Annotated in this window: 18 protein-coding genes; 4 read left to right on the top strand and 14 right to left on the bottom strand. The window is 71.7% G+C overall.

Annotated elements, in window-relative coordinates:
* Nucleotides 1-55: 55 nt before the first annotated feature.
* From AC0IY0_RS18715 to AC0IY0_RS18695, 5 genes are all read right to left on the bottom strand, one after another.
* A complete protein-coding gene (locus AC0IY0_RS18715) occupies nucleotides 56-535 on the bottom strand; it encodes a PIN domain-containing protein (RefSeq protein ID WP_471764981.1) in 480 nt (159 codons plus the stop codon).
* A gap of 31 nt (nucleotides 536-566) precedes the next feature.
* Entirely contained in the window at nucleotides 567-761 is a 195-nt protein-coding gene (locus AC0IY0_RS18710; RefSeq protein WP_471764979.1) for a hypothetical protein, read from the bottom strand.
* 213 nt (nucleotides 762-974) lie between these two features.
* Nucleotides 975-1,463, bottom strand: a complete 489-nt coding sequence (locus tag AC0IY0_RS18705; RefSeq protein ID WP_471764947.1) for a hypothetical protein — start codon at nucleotides 1,461-1,463, stop codon at nucleotides 975-977.
* 219 nt (nucleotides 1,464-1,682) lie between these two features.
* Entirely contained in the window at nucleotides 1,683-2,039 is a 357-nt protein-coding gene (locus tag AC0IY0_RS18700) for a phasin (RefSeq protein ID WP_147909070.1), read from the bottom strand.
* Between the two features lie 350 nt (nucleotides 2,040-2,389).
* Nucleotides 2,390-3,643, bottom strand: a complete 1,254-nt coding sequence (locus AC0IY0_RS18695) for a glycosyltransferase (protein WP_471764945.1) — start codon at nucleotides 3,641-3,643, stop codon at nucleotides 2,390-2,392.
* A 112-nt stretch (nucleotides 3,644-3,755) separates the two neighbouring features.
* On the opposite strand from AC0IY0_RS18695, the gene AC0IY0_RS18690 reads away from it, so the two are divergent.
* On the top strand, nucleotides 3,756-5,024 hold the full coding sequence (locus AC0IY0_RS18690) for a glycosyltransferase family 4 protein (RefSeq protein ID WP_147939264.1): 1,269 nt from the start codon (nucleotides 3,756-3,758) through the stop codon (nucleotides 5,022-5,024).
* 119 nt (nucleotides 5,025-5,143) lie between these two features.
* Nucleotides 5,144-5,323: a hypothetical protein gene (locus tag AC0IY0_RS18685; protein ID WP_147909073.1), complete on the top strand. Its 180-nt coding sequence runs from the start codon at nucleotides 5,144-5,146 to the stop codon at nucleotides 5,321-5,323.
* Nucleotides 5,324-5,438: 115 nt separating this feature from the next.
* On the opposite strand, the gene AC0IY0_RS18680 is transcribed toward AC0IY0_RS18685, so the two are convergent.
* The 4 genes from AC0IY0_RS18680 to AC0IY0_RS18665 all read right to left on the bottom strand — a co-directional run bounded on the left by AC0IY0_RS18680 (nucleotide 5,439) and on the right by AC0IY0_RS18665 (nucleotide 10,264).
* Nucleotides 5,439-7,121 (bottom strand): acyl-CoA dehydrogenase family protein, encoded by a 1,683-nt coding sequence (locus AC0IY0_RS18680; protein ID WP_147909074.1) that lies wholly within the window; start codon nucleotides 7,119-7,121, stop codon nucleotides 5,439-5,441.
* Between the two features lie 219 nt (nucleotides 7,122-7,340).
* A complete protein-coding gene (locus AC0IY0_RS18675) occupies nucleotides 7,341-7,547 on the bottom strand; it encodes a hypothetical protein (protein ID WP_147909075.1) in 207 nt (68 codons plus the stop codon).
* 182 nt (nucleotides 7,548-7,729) lie between these two features.
* The gene (locus tag AC0IY0_RS18670) at nucleotides 7,730-9,280 is read right to left on the bottom strand and encodes an FAD-dependent oxidoreductase (RefSeq protein WP_471764944.1); all 1,551 of its coding nucleotides are present in this window, start codon (nucleotides 9,278-9,280) and stop codon (nucleotides 7,730-7,732) included.
* A 93-nt stretch (nucleotides 9,281-9,373) separates the two neighbouring features.
* Nucleotides 9,374-10,264 carry a DMT family transporter gene (locus AC0IY0_RS18665; protein ID WP_461230253.1) on the bottom strand — a complete coding sequence of 297 codons (891 nt, stop codon included), beginning with the start codon at nucleotides 10,262-10,264 and terminating at the stop codon, nucleotides 9,374-9,376.
* Nucleotides 10,265-10,531: 267 nt separating this feature from the next.
* Between AC0IY0_RS18665 and AC0IY0_RS18660 the strand changes: the two genes are divergently transcribed.
* A complete protein-coding gene (locus AC0IY0_RS18660) occupies nucleotides 10,532-11,434 on the top strand; it encodes a YihY/virulence factor BrkB family protein (RefSeq protein ID WP_147909078.1) in 903 nt (300 codons plus the stop codon).
* Nucleotides 11,413-12,285, top strand: a complete 873-nt coding sequence (locus AC0IY0_RS18655) for an alpha/beta fold hydrolase (RefSeq protein ID WP_187193486.1) — start codon at nucleotides 11,413-11,415, stop codon at nucleotides 12,283-12,285. The genes AC0IY0_RS18660 and AC0IY0_RS18655 overlap by 22 nt, the downstream gene beginning before the upstream one ends.
* Nucleotides 12,286-12,384: 99 nt before the next feature.
* Here the strand turns inward: AC0IY0_RS18655 and AC0IY0_RS18650 are convergent, their stop codons facing one another.
* The 5 genes from AC0IY0_RS18650 to AC0IY0_RS18630 form a co-directional block, all read right to left on the bottom strand.
* Complete coding sequence (locus tag AC0IY0_RS18650; RefSeq protein ID WP_419828693.1) at nucleotides 12,385-12,615, bottom strand: hypothetical protein; 231 nt, start codon at nucleotides 12,613-12,615, stop codon at nucleotides 12,385-12,387.
* Nucleotides 12,616-12,672: 57 nt separating this feature from the next.
* Nucleotides 12,673-13,314, bottom strand: a complete 642-nt coding sequence (gene coaE / locus AC0IY0_RS18645) for a dephospho-CoA kinase (protein WP_471764942.1) — start codon at nucleotides 13,312-13,314, stop codon at nucleotides 12,673-12,675.
* Nucleotides 13,311-14,162: a shikimate dehydrogenase gene (locus AC0IY0_RS18640; protein WP_147939260.1), complete on the bottom strand. Its 852-nt coding sequence runs from the start codon at nucleotides 14,160-14,162 to the stop codon at nucleotides 13,311-13,313. The genes coaE and AC0IY0_RS18640 overlap by 4 nt, the downstream gene beginning before the upstream one ends.
* Nucleotides 14,159-15,145 (bottom strand): cation diffusion facilitator family transporter, encoded by a 987-nt coding sequence (locus AC0IY0_RS18635; protein ID WP_187193487.1) that lies wholly within the window; start codon nucleotides 15,143-15,145, stop codon nucleotides 14,159-14,161. The genes AC0IY0_RS18640 and AC0IY0_RS18635 overlap by 4 nt, the downstream gene beginning before the upstream one ends.
* Before the next feature lie 162 nt (nucleotides 15,146-15,307).
* The gene (locus AC0IY0_RS18630) at nucleotides 15,308-15,919 is read right to left on the bottom strand and encodes a Maf family protein (RefSeq protein WP_471764941.1); all 612 of its coding nucleotides are present in this window, start codon (nucleotides 15,917-15,919) and stop codon (nucleotides 15,308-15,310) included.

Genomic DNA, 15,919 nt, shown 5'->3' with positions numbered 1-15,919 from the left:
GACAACCCGAATGTGGCGGTCCTGGGTTCAGCGCCGGATCACGGGGTGACATCGATCAATGGCCAGGATGGGGGTCGGTCGGCCCCGGATCGTCGTCCCACCACGTAGCCGGGTCGAACGGATCCACCAGCGGCACCGACGAGGCCTTGAAGTCCGAACGATTGCGCGTCGCAATCCCGTAGCGATGGACGAGCGCCGAAGCCAGGATCGCCTTGTCCCCATCACGGATGGAGGGAAACCGGACCGAGACGTCGGCCCAGCGTTCGGCCACGTCGGCGTCGATCGAAACGCTGCGGTCGGCGAAGCGGGATCGCAAATGTCCGTACCAGTCCGCCTTGATGTCGAGGACGGCTTGGTCGCGTCGTCGGGCCCGCGGGTCTTTCAAGCGCTCGATCCGCAAGGTCTCCAACGCGAGCCCACGGCGAATCTCCGCGATGGTCACGGCGCTGATCCGGATCGGATGGGCGTTGCGCCGGATCCAGCGCGAGGCCGGCGGATCCGGATCGTCCTTCGTCGCGGACGGTCGCGAGATCACGTTCGTGTCCACGATCCAGCCGGCCGGCGGCTCAGTCACCGGACAGGCTCAGGCCGACGTCCTTGTCGAAATCCGCCTCTTCGAGCGGCGACGCGAGCAGGAAGTCCGCGAACGCGGCGTCGGCTTGGGTCCCCAGGCGCTCGTGATGCTCCATCGACGGCACGACCCCCACGGGCTCGGCATGCCGGAGCAGCAACTGGGGGCCGTCCTTGGCCGCATCGACCAGCCGACCGAAGTCCTGCTTGGCGTCGGCTGCCTGCCAGGCTCGCAGGACCTTACCTCGGGAAGGGACGGATTGGACATCATGTCCATTCAGGTCCTTCGGCGAGGTGGGCGGGGCCGGAGCGGTCGCCGCCCAAGCGATCTCGGTTCGGTGTGAGCGAGCGCCTCGTATCGACGCTGTCGCCGGCCTGATCGCATCAAGCCCGCACCCGTGCCGTCAGCGGAACGCGACGAGGCGGCTCGCCTGGCGGAACACGGCGCTCCAGCAGGTCAGGGAGGCGTCGGCGGCGCGCTGGACCTCGCCCATCTGGAGGCGGATCAGCTCGGTCGGTGAGCCGGCTTGCGACAGCGCGCGGATATGCGCCAGTGCGGCCTCGCCCTCGCCCTGCATGTACTGAGCGATCGTCGTGCCGATGCCGTCGCTCCCTGGACGATAGGACGTGCCCTTGGCCGGAGGCTCCGCGGCGACCGCGCCGGTCGGAGCGGGCTCGACCGTGACGGGCGGGACGAAGGCGGCCGCCGGCAACGCGGCCGGCGCGCTCGGCTCGGCGGCCTCCCGGCTCGGAGAGACACCGGTCTCCGTGGCCTTAGACACGGCATCCGCCGGGATGGCCGTATCGGTCGCAGGTGCGGCCGTACCCGGCTCGACGCCGAGCTGCGGGTTCCAGGTGAAGCGGGGCCTCCTGGGTCGACGCGGCTTGCCCATGGCGGATCGTCTCCTCGTTTGCGTCGGGCCCCCTGACGGAGCGCCGGCCGGGAGGGGAGGACCGCCTGGGTCTGATGGGCTCGGGTCTGGACGATCCAGCGGTGCCCGCCCTGTCGGACCTGGCACCGCCGCGCTCCGTCCGCCGGAGCGGACGGAGCCGTGTCTGAGAGCAACGCGCTCGCTTACGCCGAACCGGTATCCACTCCGGCGGCAAGCGCTTTAGCGGGCGACGTTCTGCTGCGCGAGGGCGCCGAAATCCTTGGCCTGGGCCTGAAGGGCGGCGAACTGGCTGCGGACGAACTCGGACTGCAGCTCGAACGCCTCGCGCAGGTCCTTGGTGCGGGCCAACTTCTGGGCGAAGTCGAAGGTCGCGTTGGCGTTGTTCTGCGCGTGCTCGAAACCCTTCGAGACCGCCGCCGTCATGGTCGACTGGAGGGTCTGGCCCGAGACCTGGGCCTGCTCGGCCGCCTTCATGGCGTTCGACATCAGGGTCCCGACGGCGTTGCGCGCCTGGTCGACACTTTTCTCGGCGAAGTCGCGCATCTCAGTCGGGATCTCGAAGTTCGGGGTCTGCATCGAAGTCTCCAGCACACGCTGTCTCGGGGTGGGACGCCGATCTGCGTCCGCGGTGACGCGCTTCTATATGTTGCACTGCAACAAGAAGTCAACTGCCGATCTGCGGTTCCGGGCCGGGACGGAAACGTCGATAAAGTGCAGACTGGCGGCCAAACGGCAGTGTTCGGATCGCTGCGCCGGCAACGCGTCGGTCAATGACAAAGCTCGGCGGCTCCGCCGTTCGTTACCGAGCGTTTCGTCATGATCGTCTCGGCGCGATGCCTCTCTATATCAAAGCTGTCCGCTGTCTATAGCCGCAGCGCCCGGGGCAGAGACTGATCGAGGGGTCGTCGATCCGGCACGGCCGGCCGCTAGGCGGACCGTGCGGCTCCACCGGCATGGTGCAGCGCACCCGCGCCGCTTCCCACGAGGCCGGCATAGAGCGCGCGCAGCGCGGCGGCGTGGGTTGCGAGGGTCATCGGCTCGGCCCGGAACCGGGCCCGGGCGTTGTCCCCGAGGGTCCGGGCGCGGGTATCGTCCCGCAGGGCCGAGAACGCCGCCGTCAGGGGACCGATCTCGGGGGCGACCACGAAGCCGGTCCGCCCGTCCCGGACCTTCTCGGCAGCCCCGGACCGGTCGGAGGCGACCACCGGGATGCCGGCCGCCAGGGCCTCGTAGACGGTGAGCGGCCCGGTCTCGTACCAGCGCGACGGGGCGGCGAGGGCCCGGGCGCGTCCGCGCAGCAGGGCCCAGACGGCATCGGGCGCCTGCCATCCGACCACCTCGACGCCGGGCCGGGCGCGCAGTTCCGCCTCCAGGGGGCCGCCGCCGACGAACAGGGCGGTCAGCCCCGCCGCCCGGGCGGCGTCCGCCACGAGGTCGGCCCCCTTCTCCCGGGTCAGGCGGCCGACATACGCGATGGCGTCGCCCCGGGCGGGGTCGGCCGGCGGCCCGTCCGCGACCCGGACCGGGTTGTCGATGCGGTGATGGGTGAGCGCGTAGCCGCCGAGCAGGTCGCCGAGCCGCCGCCGGCTGGCGTCGCAGACGTGGACGACGTGGAGCGGACGCCCGTGCAGCGCCTGCCGGAGCGCCCCCGCGCGGGCGACGCGCACGAGCTTGTGAACCCGGCTGCGGGGGTCGCAGGGCGCGGCGAGGCACGCTGGCGAGAGCGGCGCCAGCCCGCAGGGCTCGGCCCGGTCGAACCGGTAATAGACCCCGTTCGGGCAGGCCATGGCGTAATCGTGCAGGGTGACGACCACCGGCACGCCGAGCCGGGACAGGACCGGGAAGATCGCCGGCGACAGGCTGCGGGTCCACTGATGCAGGTGGAGGCAATCCGGCGCCGCCGGCAGGTGCCGGAACGCCGCCTCCAGGGCGCGCGCCGCGGCCGCATGCCAGATCCCGGTGGCCGCCGCCCGGACGCCGCCCAGGGTCCAGATGTCGGGCAGGCCGAGCTCGATCCGGTCAATGCCCGGATGGTCCAGCAGGGGATCGACCGGTCCCCGGATCGCCTGGATGTAGGTCACCGCCAAGCCGGCCTCGGCGAGCCCGCGGGCGGATTCCAGGGCGACCTTCTCCGCCCCGCCGCTGGCGGTCGCGAACTCGGCGAGGATCACGACATGCATGAATTGTCTCGGCAGGACCTGCGGCGATGATAAGTCCAGGCCGGTTTACGGAGGATCAACCGCGGGTCGTTACAGACTTACGCCCCGAAAAGAGAGCGGCAGAGTTCCTGACGTGCACGTCGTCCTCGTCGCCGATCACGCCGCGATCAACGGCGGCCAAGCCAAGGTCGCGATCGAATCCGCCCTCGGTCTCGCCGCCCGGGGCTTCCGCGTCAGCCTGTTCGCGGCCGTGGGGCCGGTCGATCCGCGGCTGGAGCGCGCCGGAATCCGGGTGGTCTGCCTGGATCAGGACGACGTCACCACGGCGCGGAGCAAATTGGCCTTCGCGGCCCAGGCGATCTGGAACGGGGCGGCGGCCCGGGCGCTGGCGGCCGAGCTCGCCGCCTGCGATCCGCGCGACACGCTGGTCCATGTCCACGCCTTCGCCAAGGCACTGTCGCCCGCCATCGGCCCGGCCCTGCGGGCCTCCGGGCTGCCCTGCCTCTACACGATGCACGAGTTCTTCCTGGTCTGCCCGACCGGGGGGTTCTACGCCTATCCGGAGCAGAAGATCTGCCACCGGGTGCCGATGTCGGCCTCCTGCATCCTGGCGAACTGCGACGCCCGCAGCTACCCGCGCAAGGTCGCCCGGATGGTCCGCCATGCCGGGCTCGCGCATGTCGCCCGGTTGCCCGAGCTGTTCGCCCACGTGATCACGATCAGCGACCTGCAGGAGAGCGTGGTCCGGCCGCTGCTGCCCGCCGGCACCCGGTTCCACCGGGTCGACAACCCGATCGCCGTGGACCAGGCGCCGGTCCAGGCGGGGCCGCCGGGGGACTTCCTGTTCGTCGGCCGGATCTCCACCGAGAAGGGCGCGCCGATCTTCGCGGAGGCCGCCCGGCGGGCCGGGGTGCGGGCGGTGTTCGTCGGCGACGGCTCCGAGCGGGCCGACCTCGCCGCCCGCTATCCCGAGGCGGTGATGCTGGGCTGGCGCGACCCCGCCGCCGTGCAGGCGCTGATGCGGCAGGCGCGGGCGCTGGTCTTCCCGAGCGTCTGGTACGAGGGCCAGCCGCTCACCGTCTACGAGGCCCTGGCCTGCGGCACGCCGGTGGTCGTCAGCGATGCCTGCGCGGGCCGGGAAGCGGTGGTCGACGGGGAGACCGGCTTCTGGTTCCGCTCGGGCGATCCCGACGCGCTGGCCGCCCACCTGCGCCGCCTGTCCGACGACGACCTCGCCGCCCGGATGGGCCGGGCCGCGCATGGCCGCTACTGGACCGCGCCGCTGACCCCGGACGTCCATCTGGACCGGCTGACCAGCGTCTACGAAACGGTGATGCGGGAGGCCGTCGCGCCGGGCCGGATCGCGCGCCGGCAGCCGGGCCGCGCGGTCGCCACCGCCTGATCCGGGGACGCCCGGGTCGAATGCGGCCGCCGCCGGGGGAAAGATCGGAAACACCGGGGGCCCGTCGCGTTGATGCGCACAGGCACCCAGCGTGCACTCCTCACCGACGAGCGACAGACATGGCCGACGACCAGACGCTGAAGAACGAGACCAAGCCGGGCTTCCAGCAGGGCAGCGCCAAGCCGGGCGACAAGGCCAATCCCGAGAACAAGCAGGAGAAGCTGGACGAGCGCCTCGACGACGCCCTCGAGGAGACGTTCCCGTCGAGCGACCCGGTCTCGGTGAAGATCACCAAGTAGCGGGTTCCCGAGGGTTTCAGCCCTCGGGGCGGGGCTATCGGGGCAGACCCCCGATGCACTCGGGCTGTGCCCGCCCCCGCACACGGTCCCGGACCGTGTGCGGGGGCAGCAATCTTTACGCGGCCTCGAGCAGCCGCCGGGCGATGACCTGGGCCTGGATCTCGGCCGCGCCCTCGAAGATCGACAGGATGCGGGCGTCGCACAGGATCCGGCTGACCGGGTATTCCAGCGCGAAGCCGTTGCCGCCGTGGATCTGGAGCGCGTTGTCGGCGGCCGCCCAGGCGACCCGGGCGCCCAGCAGCTTGGCCATCCCGGCCTCCAGGTCGCAGCGCTTGCCGGCATCCTTCTCGCGCGCCGAGAAGTAGGTGAGCTGGCGGGCGATGTTGATCTCCACCGCCATCATGGCGAGCTTGTCGGCGACCCGCGGGAAGCTGACCAGCGCCTTGCCGAACTGGACCCGGTCCTCGGCGTAGCGCAGGGCCACGTCGAGGGCCGACTGGGCAACGCCGATGGCCCGGGCCGCGGTCTGGATCCGGGCCGACTCGAAGGTCTGCATCAGCTGGGCGAAGCCCTTGCCCTCGACCTCGCCGAGCAGGTTCGCGGCCGGAACCTCCAGTTCCTCGAAGGCCAGCTCGTACTCCTTCATCCCGCGGTAGCCGAGCACCTCGATCTCGCCGCCGGACAGGCCCTGGAGCGGGAACGGCTCTTCGTCCGTGCCCCGGGGCTTCTCGGCGATCAGCATCGAGAGGCCGCGATGGCCCTTCTCCTCGGGCTTGGTCCGCACCAGCACGGTCATGATGTCGGCTCGGACCGGGTGGGTGATCCAGGTCTTGTTGCCGGTTATCTTCCAGACCTCGCCCTCCTTCACCGCCTTGGTGCGAAGCGAGGCAAGGTCCGAGCCGGTATTCGGCTCGGTGAACACGGCGGTCGGCAAAATATCGCCTGACGCGATCTTGGGCAGGAAGCGGTGCTTCTGCTCCTCGGTGCCGCCGCACAGGATCAGTTCGGCGGCGATCTCCGAGCGGGTGCCGAGCGAGCCGACGCCGATATAGGCCCGGGACAGCTCCTCCGAGACCACGCACATCGCGGTCTTGGGCAGGCCCATGCCGCCGTATTCCTCCGGGATGGTCAGGCCGAACACGCCCAGCTCGGCCATCTTGGTGACGACCTCCATGGGGATGTATTCGTTCTTCAGGTGCCACTCATGCGCCTGCTCGACCACCTCGGCCTTGCCGAAGCGGCGCATCTCGGAGCGGATCGCCTCCATGTCCTCGTCGAGGCCCGAGGCACCCACCGTGGCGGAGCCGCCGCCCTCACGCATCAGCGCCACCAGGGCGGCGCGGTGCTCCAGGGTGTTGCCCTCAGCGATCAGGGTCTCGACCGCGTCGGTGCGGTACTGCGCGACTTCCTTGGCCGACAGGCCCAGCGAGCCGACCGGGCGGACCATCTCGCCCTGGCTCATCGGGATGCCGGAGAACAGCTGGTCGAGGTACTCGCCCGCGCCGATCCGCACGAGCAGCGTCTCGGTCTCGCCGAACCGGCCCTCGGCCTGGAGACGCTCGGCATAGCCGCCGAGTTCGGCCACCGCCTCCGCGTAGGTCGCGAGCCACGCGAGCCCGTGGGCGGCATGCTGCTGCGCCTCGAGCTTGCCGGCATCGATCCGCCCGTCCGTCCCGAGGATGCGCGTGCGGACCCGGCGCGTGGCTTCCGACAGGAGGGCCTTCGCGCTCTCGCCGGCTGCCTTGACGAGGCTGACGACGTCCTGCGGCTCGGTCTGGATAACGGGGGATGCGGACATGGTTTTGGCTCGCGTGGCGTTTTATTGGATCATGACTTCTAACCCGTCCGGCGCCGGGGCCGAAGCAGATTTCATTTGCCGCGTCTTGAACTCAAGTTGAAGACGGCGGTGGACCGCTCGACGCGCAGCCCTTCGCAGTTCAAGCCGGCCCGGCCCGAGACGGGGCCCCGCGCTGGAGACTGATCATCCGCGGGCCTGTCCGTCGGGAACGCGTCCGGTTCAGTGCTTCTGTTCGCAGCGGGTCTTCACATAGGCGCCGTCCTCGCCCTTGAAACCGGCATTGGCCGCCAGCACGGGTCCCTGGATCAGGCATTCTTGAAGCGTGTGGGCCGGGCCGGTGATCACGTCCAAGGCGGTCTCGCGCGAACAATCCGGAGTCTGGACGGAGGCGGCACAGATCAGGGCCACGACGACGATGGAATTCATGATGCCTCCCAGGATGGCCCAGCTTCTCGGACGGCGGGCGGCGTTCTACCGAAAGATGGAGCCGCCGGAACTGGTTCCGTCCGCGTGACGGCGACCCGATCTGGTATCGCTACGCCAAGCGGCCTCGCCCGTCCTGGGTCTCTTCGACGCGCGTCCCCCGAGGGCCCGCGGCGAAACAAGCATCACGCCAGGGCGGGGAGATCCGCGCCGGCCTCGATCGCTTCCGGGCTCGGCACGCGGTCCTCGCCGAGCAGGTGCAGGAACGCCGTGAAGGCCGGGTTGCGCCCGATGCTGCAGGCTGCCACCGCCCGGTTCTCGCGGACATAGTAGGCGATGAAGTCCAGCGCCGCCGGATCGCCCTGCAGGATGACCCGGTCGAAATCCGGCGCGTAGCCGCCGTAATCCAGGCGCTTGTCCCCTTGATTGCTCCAGAAGAACGGCGTGCCGGAGAACGCATCCGTCGCTCCGAGGATCGCCCTCGCCACGTGGATGCCGTGCTGCTGCGCGAGCCGCCAGTGCTCGATGCGGGCGGTGAGCCGGCTGCCATGCTCCGGGAAGGCCGCGATGTCGCCCGCGACCCAGACCCCGTCGGCGAGCTTGAGGTCGGTGCCGACGGCGAGGCCCCCCTGCGCGTCCGGCTCCGCTCCGGCGACGATCGCGGTCTCCGGCGCAGCGCCGGCGCCGATCACCACGAGATCGGCGGGCAGCCGTGTGCCGTCCTCGATCTCGACCGCCGCGACGGATTCATCGCCGACGATCCGCGCGACGCGTCCCGTCACGAAGGTCACGCCGTTGCCGGCATGGTAGCGTTTCAGCGCTGTCCCCACCGCCTCGCCGAAGTGCTTGGCGAAGGGGATCTCCTCACGCGACAGGACGGTGACGGACAGGCCGCGCTTGGTCAGGAAGGCCGCCGCCTCCAGGCCGATGAAGCCCGCCCCGATCACCACCACGCGCCTGGCCTGCTCCGCCGCGTCGCTGAGCCGCACCGCGTCGTCGAGGCTGCGGAGCGTCATGACCCCGTCGCGGTCAACCCCCTCGAAATCCGGCCTCACCGCGCGGCTGCCCGTAGCGATCAACAGCGCGTCGCCGGTGAGAACCCGACCATCCGCCAGGGTGACGCTCCGGGTCGCCGGGTCGATCCGGGTTGCCTCGGCCGCGATCCGCTCGACCCGATGTGCGGCGGCGAAATCCGGCTCCAGCAGCATCGCCTCGGGGGGCGTCGGCTTCGCCAGGAACTGCTTGGAGAGCTTGGTCCGGTCGTAGGGCTCCTGGACCTCGCGGCCGATCATGGTGATCGTGCCGGAAAAGCCCACGCGCCGGAGCGTGGTGACGCAGGCGACCGCCGCCGCACCGGTCCCGACGATCAGGACAGCCCCGACGGTCGTCCCGGCGCGCTTGGCCGGGGCGGGCTCGGGGGTCAGCGTCGCCACCGCCTCGCCGCCCTCGATCCGGACGGGGTAGCGGGTGAGCGATTCGAGGGCCGGCGGTTCCTCGAGGCTGCCGTCGGCGATCGCGAAGGCCGCCTTGTGCCACGGGCAGTAGAGTCGGCTGCCGCAGATCTCGCCCTTGGCAAGCGGGGCTCCGAGATGCGGGCACTTGGCCTGGAAGGCGCGCACGCCATCCGCGTCGCGCACGAACAGCACCGCGTCCTCACCCGCCTTGCCCTCGGCCTTGCCGCCGAGGGGGATCGCATCGAGGGCGAGGCGGATCTCGCGGGGCTTGTCCTGGTTCATTCTCGCCTCGCACGGTGCGGGGCCGGAACGGCCCGCGCATCAAGCCGCGAGGCCGTGAAGGGTTTCCGGGCCTTCGGTCGCAGGTCGGACGATTCAGGCCCGGCTCGCCACCGCGACGCCCACCGCCGCCACCGCCATCCCGGCGCCCTGCACGGCGGTGAGCACCTCGCCGAACAGCAGGTAGCCCAGCACAGCCGCCACCGGCGGTACCAGGAAGAACAGGGCCGCGACGCCCGCCACCGCGCCCTGCCGGATCAGCGCCAGCAGCAGCAGGATCCCGGCCACCGAGTTGACCAGGATCGCCCAGGCGAGCCCGAGCCAGAGCGGCGCCACGGGGTCGATCGTCGCATGGCCGAAGGCGAGCGCCAGCGGGATCGCGCAGGCCATCCCGCCCACGAATTGCAGCGTCGCGTTGGCCAGGAGGTCGCCGCCGCCGCCGGTGCGCTTCTGCCAGAGGGTGCCCAGAGTCAGGGCCAGGACCGCCACGAGGCTGACCGCCAGGGCCACCGGCGGGATCCCGGACGGGTCGGCGGCGCCGAGCTTCGGCGCGAGCACCAGGCCGGCACCGGCAAAGCCCAGCAGGATCCCGAGCGCCCGCCGGCCGCCGACCCGCTCGCCGAGCAGCGGACCCGCCAGCAGCGCGGTCAGCAGCGGCTGCAGGCTGCCGACCAGGGCGGCGATCCCGGCCGGCAGCCCCCGGCTCACCGCCCAGAACACCCCCGACAGGTAGATCCCCTGCATCAGGAAGCCGGCCACCATCGGATCGCGCCAGCCCGCCCGGGTCCCGGGCCAGCGCGCCCGGGACGCCACGGCGATCAGCGCCAGCACCAGGGCGACCCCGGTGAACCGGACCGCCGTGAAGCCCAGCGGATCGGCGTGCGGGATCACCGCCCGGGCGGAGATAAAGCCGGTCGCCCAGATCGGAACGAACAGGACCGGCAGGGCTCCGGCGGCGAGCGCCGGACGTGGAGCGGACGTAAGCATGGCTGTATCAAGGCGCATCGGGTAAGCGAGTCGCAACAGAAATCGGGCCCGCCGGCTCCCGCGATCCGATCGGCCCGCACGGGTGGCCCCGAGACCCGCATGTCCGGGCCGCGCAAGGGACCGCGCAAGGGGTCTGGAACGGGGTCTGGAACGGGCCCAGGGATGGGGCCGGCAGTGGGACTGCGAACGGGACCGGTTGGGCGGCGTTGACGGGCCGGCCCGGGCGTCCTTCATCGGCGGCCCGGCCACGAGGATCGTTGGACACCCGTGAACGCACTCCGCAACGGATTTCAGGTCTCGGGCCTCGCGGCACAGCGCTTCGTCTCCCATGACGGGTGGGCGATCGCCAGCCACATCGCGCTCTCGACCCTGACCTCCCTGTTCCCGTTCCTGATCCTGCTCGCGGCGCTGGCCGGCCTGTTCGGCACGCAGTCGCTCGCCGACGAGGCCGGCGTCCTGATCTTCGACGCCTGGCCCCGGGAGATCGCCAAGCCGATCGTCGGCGAGGTCCACCGGGTGCTCACCGAGCAGCGCAGCGGCGTGCTGACGCTGGGCGCCCTGTTCGCCCTGTACTTCTCGTCCTCCGGTGTCGAGAGCCTGCGGGTCGGCCTCAACCGCGCCTACGGGTTGCGGGAGAGCCGGCCGTGGTGGCTGACCCGGCTCGAATCGATCGGCTACGTGATCTGCGGCGCCTTTGCGATGCTGGCCTTCGCGCTGCTGGTGGTGCTGGGTCCGCTGATCTGGCGCAACGTCGTGCTGGTCGCGCCCGGGCTGGAGCCCTTGAGCCTCACGGTGGCGATCGGGCGGATCGCCGTCACGGCACTGCTGCTCGCGGTGGTGCTGATCATCGCCCACAAGTTCGTGGCCGCCGGCCGGCGCTCGATCCTGTCGGTGCTGCCGGGGATCGCGGTGACGCTGGTCCTGTGGTTCTTCGCCGGCCTCGGCTTCGGCTATTATCTCGACCGCTTCTCGAACGCCTACGCGTCGACCTACGGGGGCCTGGCCACCGCGATGGTGTTCCTGGTGTTCCTGTACTGGCTGGCCGCGATGTTCCTGTTCGGCGGCGAGATCAACGGCACGGTGATCGCCGCCCGGCGCAGCCGCCTGCAGGCGAAGATGCTGGCGCGCCGGGCCGTGATGGAGGGACGATGGACGGCATCGAGCACCTGACGATCCGGGTAAACGGCGCGGACCTGCATGTCGCGCGCTGCGGCACGGGCACGCCGCTGCTTCTGCTCCACGGCTGGCCGGAATTCTGGCTGACCTGGGAGCCCGTGATGGCGCGGCTCAGGGCGCGCCACACCCTGATCGCCCCGGACCTGCGCGGCTTCGGCGACAGCGACAAGCCCGGGGGCGCCTTCGGACCACCCGAGCAGGCCGCCGACATGGCGGCGCTGCTGGACGCGCTCGGCCTCGAACGCGCCGGCATCGTCGGCCACGATGTCGGCGGGGCCGTGATCCAGGCGCTCGCCCGCGCCCACCCGGAACGATGCGCCGGCCTGTTCCTGTTCGACTTCGTCTATCCCGGGATCGGGCCCCGCCTCGGGGAGCCGGACCGGCTCAGCGAGATCTGGTACCAGTCCTTCAACCAGATGGACCTGGCCTTGGCGCTGGTCGGCGCGAGCCGCGAGAGCTGCGCTGCCTATATCGGCCACTTCCTGCGGCACTGGTCGCACCGCAAGGACGCGTTCGATCCCGTGCTGGACGCCTTCACGGACACGTTCTGGAAGCCCGGAAACCTCGCGGGCGGCTTCGCGCATTACCGGGCGGCCCATGCCGGTCGGATCGCGATGCTGAAGGGCGAGGCCCCGCCCCTGCCGCCGATCGCCGTGCCGACCTGCGTGCGCTGGGCGGAGCACGACCCGATCTTCCCCTATGCCTGGACCGATCACCTCGGCGAGACGTTCTCGAACCTCGATTTGGCGCCGTTCCCGGATGTCGGCCACTTCCCCCACCGGGAGGATCCCGACCGGGCCGCGGCCGAGATCGCGGGGTTTTTCGCGCGGATCGGGTGGGTGTGAGACCGACGGCCGGAAGCCTCGACTCGTCACGGCCCTCGGTCGCCGACGCCCGGGGCCCAGGAGGCATCAGCCTCATGGGCGATGGGTAGGACAGAATGGTCAGCGGGACTGGTTGCGGTACACGCAGTCGCGCCCGCGATCCTCGTACCCGCCCGGGCAGGCGGTGACGCAGGCGCCGGCCGCGAGTTTCTTCGGCGGCGGGCAGGCCCCGCCATAGTACGCCTGGGCCGGACCGGCCGCGAGCAGCGGCAGGATCAGCGCCGCGACGAGGATCCTGGACGCGAGGGCGCGGGCTCCTGCGGCCTCACCGATCTGTTCGAGACACCGCATCGTCGTCCATCCCGCGTCCGGATCATCGACCGGGAGATATGCCGTCGCGGGGCCGTGTCACCGGTGGGCCGGGTGTCCCGACGCACCGCGCTCCGTCAGCGCGGCCACGATCCGGGCCACCTCGGCCTCGGCGGCGGGAAAGCCCCGGCTGGTGTCGATGACGAAATCGGCCCGGGCCCGCTTCTCGGCGTCGGGCATCTGCTTGGCGCGGATCGCCTCGAAGGCGTCGGCGGTCATGCCGGGACGGGCCAGCACCCGGGCGCGCTGCACCTCGGGGGGGGCGCTGACCACCGCGACCGCGTCGCAGCGGCCCTCGCCCCCGGTCTCGTAGAGCAGCGGGATGTCGAGGACGACCAGCGGCGCGGCCGCGTGCCGGGCCAGGAACGCCGTGCTGGCCGCCCGGACCAGCGGATGGACGAGGCGTTCGAGCGCCGCCATCCGGTCGGCGTTGCCGAGCACCGCGTCGCGCAGGCGGGCACGGTCGACGCCGCCCTGCGAGTCGAGCACGCCGGGAAAGGCGGCCCCGATCGCCGCGGCGGCCTCGCCGCCCGGGCCGTAGAGGGCATGGACGGCGGCGTCGGCATCGTGGACCGGCACGCCGAGCGCCGAAAACATCGTGGCGGTGGCCGACTTGCCCATGCCGATCGAGCCGGTCAGGCCGAGGATGACGGGACGGCTGGCGGGGCGCCCCTGCGTCATCCGGCGAGATCCGCCACGATCCGGTCGCGCAGGCCCGGGGTGACGGCCGGGCGCAGGCCGAACCAGGCCTCGAAGCCCGGCACCGCCTGGTGCAGCAGCATGCCGAGACCGTCGACCGCGGCGAGCCCGCGCCGCCGCGCCGCCGCGAGCAGGTCCGTCTCCAGCGGGGCATAGACGATGTCGGCCACCGCGGCGGTTGCCGGCAGCGGGGTGAGGTCGAGGTCGAGGGGTGGCTGCCCCTTCATGCCGAGCGAGGTGGTGTTGACCACGAGCCCCGCCCCGGCCAGCGCGTCGGGCAGGTCGTTCCAGTCGAGCGCCGCGCCGACCCCTGGTGCCAGGGCCGCCAGGGTCTCGGCGCGGGTGCGGGTGCGGTTGGCGATCAGGATCCGGCGGACACCGTTCTCGGCCAGGCCGACCACGATCGCCCGGGCCGCGCCGCCGGCGCCCAGCACCACGGCCGTGCCGCCGGCCCGCTCCGGCCATCCGGCTCCGAGGCTGTGGTCGAGATGGGCGCAGAAGCCCGGCGCATCGGTGTTGTCGCCGCGGATCCGACCGTCGGGCTCGACCACCAAGGTGTTCACCGCGCCGATCGTTTTCGCCCGCGGCGTCAGGGTGTCGGCCAGCGCGAAGGCCGCCTCCTTGTGGGGGATCGTGACGTTGCCGCCCCGGAAACCGGAATCCGGCAGCGCCCGGAGGAAGTCCGGGAACGCCGCCGGGGCGACGTCCAGGCGCTCGTAGGAGCCCGGGATGCCGTGCTGGCCGAGCCAGTAGCCGTGGATCAGCGGCGAGCGCGAATGCGCGATCGGGTGGCCGACCACGAAGGCCCGGGGGATCGGGGCCGCGCTCACGCGGCGCACGCCTCGGCGAGCCGGCAGGCCGGGCCGCCGGCCGCCTCGATCTGCATCGTGACGTGGCCGATGCCGAAGCGCGTCCGCAGGCCCTCGGTGGTCTCCGCCAGGAAGCCGTTGCCGGGCATCCGGTGCGCCGGGTGATCCTCGGCGATCACCAGGTGGACCGTCAGGGCGACGCTGGTGGTGCTCATCGGCCAGATGTGCAGGTCGTGGAGGTCGACCACGCCGGGGCGCTCGCGCAGGAAGCCGGTCACCGCCTCCGGGGAGATCTCCGGCGGCACCGCGTCCAGCGACATCGCCACGCTGTCGCGCAGGAGCCCCCAGGTCGCCCAGACCACGAGGCCCGCGATGGCGAGGCTGACCGCGGGATCGAGCCAACTGAGCCCGGTGAGCTGGATCACCAGGCCGGCGACCACGACCCCGGCCGAGATCGCGGCGTCGGCCGCCATGTGCAGGAAGGCGCCGCGGATGTTGATGTCGCCCTTGGCGCCGCTGGCGAACAGCCAGGCGGTGACGCCGTTGATCAGGATCCCGATGGCGGCCACCACCATCACGATGGTCCCGGCCACCGGCTCCGGATGGACCAGCCGGACCAGGGCCTCCCAGATCACCGCCCCCATGGCGATCAGCAGGAACACCGCGTTGAACAGGGCCGCCAGGATCGACGAGCCGCGATAGCCGTAGGTGAAGCGGGCGCTGGCCCGGCGGCGCACCAGAATGGCGGCGATCCAGGCGGCGCCCAGGCCCAGCACGTCCGAGAGGTTGTGGCCCGCATCGGCCATCAGGGACATCGAGTTGCTGAGATAGCCGTAGGCCGCCTCGACCACCACGAAACCGGTGTTGAGCACGATCCCGATCGCGAAGGCCGGCCCGAAATTCTTCGGCGCGTGAGCGTGCCCGCCATGGCCCCCGTGGCCGCCGTGGGAATGGGATCCGTGGGAATGATCGTGCCCGGCCAAGACGGTGCTCCGTTGGATCATGGTTTCAAAAGGTCCGGGGCCTTTTGCGGGTTCCGGGGCGGTGCCCCGCAAGCCTCCGGGCTCCGCCCCGGAACCCTGCCAAAGGCCTGAGCCCTTTGGAAACCCAGCCTGGCCCGGCGCATCGACTTTTTCCGAAAGGCGGCCGCCTTTCGGAACGATGCTCTAGAAATCCAGGTAACCGGCTTCACGCAAGCGCGTGAGCAGCGGCAGCAGCGGCAGGCCCAACACGGTGCTGTGGTCGCCGACGACCGATTCGAACAGGTGGATGCCCGGTCCTTCGAGCTGGTAGCCGCCGACGCTGGCGCGGACCCTGTCCTCGCCGGCACACGCCACATAGGCCGCGATCGCCCGGGCATCGAGGGGGCGGATCGTCAGCCGGGCGGTCTCCACGAAGCCGTCGTCGAGGGCGCCGGCCAGCGCCACCGCGGAATGCAGGGCGTGGGTGCGGCCGGCCAGGCGGGCGAGCTGGGCCCGGGCCTCGTCGGCATCCCCGGGCTTGTGGAAGACCGTGCCGTCGAGCTCGAGCACCTGGTCGGCGCCGAGGACGACCCGACCGGGATGGCGGGCGGCCACCGCGTCGGCCTTGGCGCGGGCGAGGCGCAGCGCGAGGTCGGGCGGCGACAGGTCCTGGCTCGACGCCTCGACCGCGCGCTCGTCGACATCGGGGGCGGCGGTCTCGACCGGCAGGGCCGCGCTCTCCAGCAGGAGGCGTCGGGTCGGGCTGGTGGAGGCGAGGAGGAGCGGGTCCGGACGGAGCCAGGGCGAGCGGGGCAT

This window comes from Methylobacterium sp. AC315 (assembly GCF_979253755.1).
The sequence above is the reverse complement of the archived record's forward strand: the minus strand, read 5'-3'. Positions and strand labels throughout refer to the sequence as shown.

What these genes read in the sequence shown, in the direction of transcription:
- AC0IY0_RS18705 (WP_471764947.1), bottom strand. Translation starts at nt 1,463, where the DNA reads ATGGGCAAGCCGCGTCGACCCAGGAGGCCCCGCTTCACCTGGAACCCG.
- AC0IY0_RS18700 (WP_147909070.1), bottom strand. Translation starts at nt 2,039, where the DNA reads ATGCAGACCCCGAACTTCGAGATCCCGACTGAGATGCGCGACTTCGCC.
- AC0IY0_RS18695 (WP_471764945.1), bottom strand. Translation starts at nt 3,643, where the DNA reads ATGCATGTCGTGATCCTCGCCGAGTTCGCGACCGCCAGCGGCGGGGCG.
- AC0IY0_RS18685 (WP_147909073.1), top strand. Translation starts at nt 5,144, where the DNA reads ATGGCCGACGACCAGACGCTGAAGAACGAGACCAAGCCGGGCTTCCAG.
- AC0IY0_RS18680 (WP_147909074.1), bottom strand. Translation starts at nt 7,121, where the DNA reads ATGTCCGCATCCCCCGTTATCCAGACCGAGCCGCAGGACGTCGTCAGC.
- AC0IY0_RS18675 (WP_147909075.1), bottom strand. Translation starts at nt 7,547, where the DNA reads ATGAATTCCATCGTCGTCGTGGCCCTGATCTGTGCCGCCTCCGTCCAG.
- AC0IY0_RS18670 (WP_471764944.1), bottom strand. Translation starts at nt 9,280, where the DNA reads ATGAACCAGGACAAGCCCCGCGAGATCCGCCTCGCCCTCGATGCGATC.
- AC0IY0_RS18665 (WP_461230253.1), bottom strand. Translation starts at nt 10,264, where the DNA reads ATGCTTACGTCCGCTCCACGTCCGGCGCTCGCCGCCGGAGCCCTGCCG.
- AC0IY0_RS18655 (WP_187193486.1), top strand. Translation starts at nt 11,413, where the DNA reads ATGGACGGCATCGAGCACCTGACGATCCGGGTAAACGGCGCGGACCTG.
- AC0IY0_RS18650 (WP_419828693.1), bottom strand. Translation starts at nt 12,615, where the DNA reads ATGCGGTGTCTCGAACAGATCGGTGAGGCCGCAGGAGCCCGCGCCCTC.
- coaE (WP_471764942.1), bottom strand. Translation starts at nt 13,314, where the DNA reads ATGACGCAGGGGCGCCCCGCCAGCCGTCCCGTCATCCTCGGCCTGACC.
- AC0IY0_RS18635 (WP_187193487.1), bottom strand. Translation starts at nt 15,145, where the DNA reads ATGATCCAACGGAGCACCGTCTTGGCCGGGCACGATCATTCCCACGGA.
- AC0IY0_RS18630 (WP_471764941.1), bottom strand. Translation starts at nt 15,919, where the DNA reads ATGCCCCGCTCGCCCTGGCTCCGTCCGGACCCGCTCCTCCTCGCCTCC.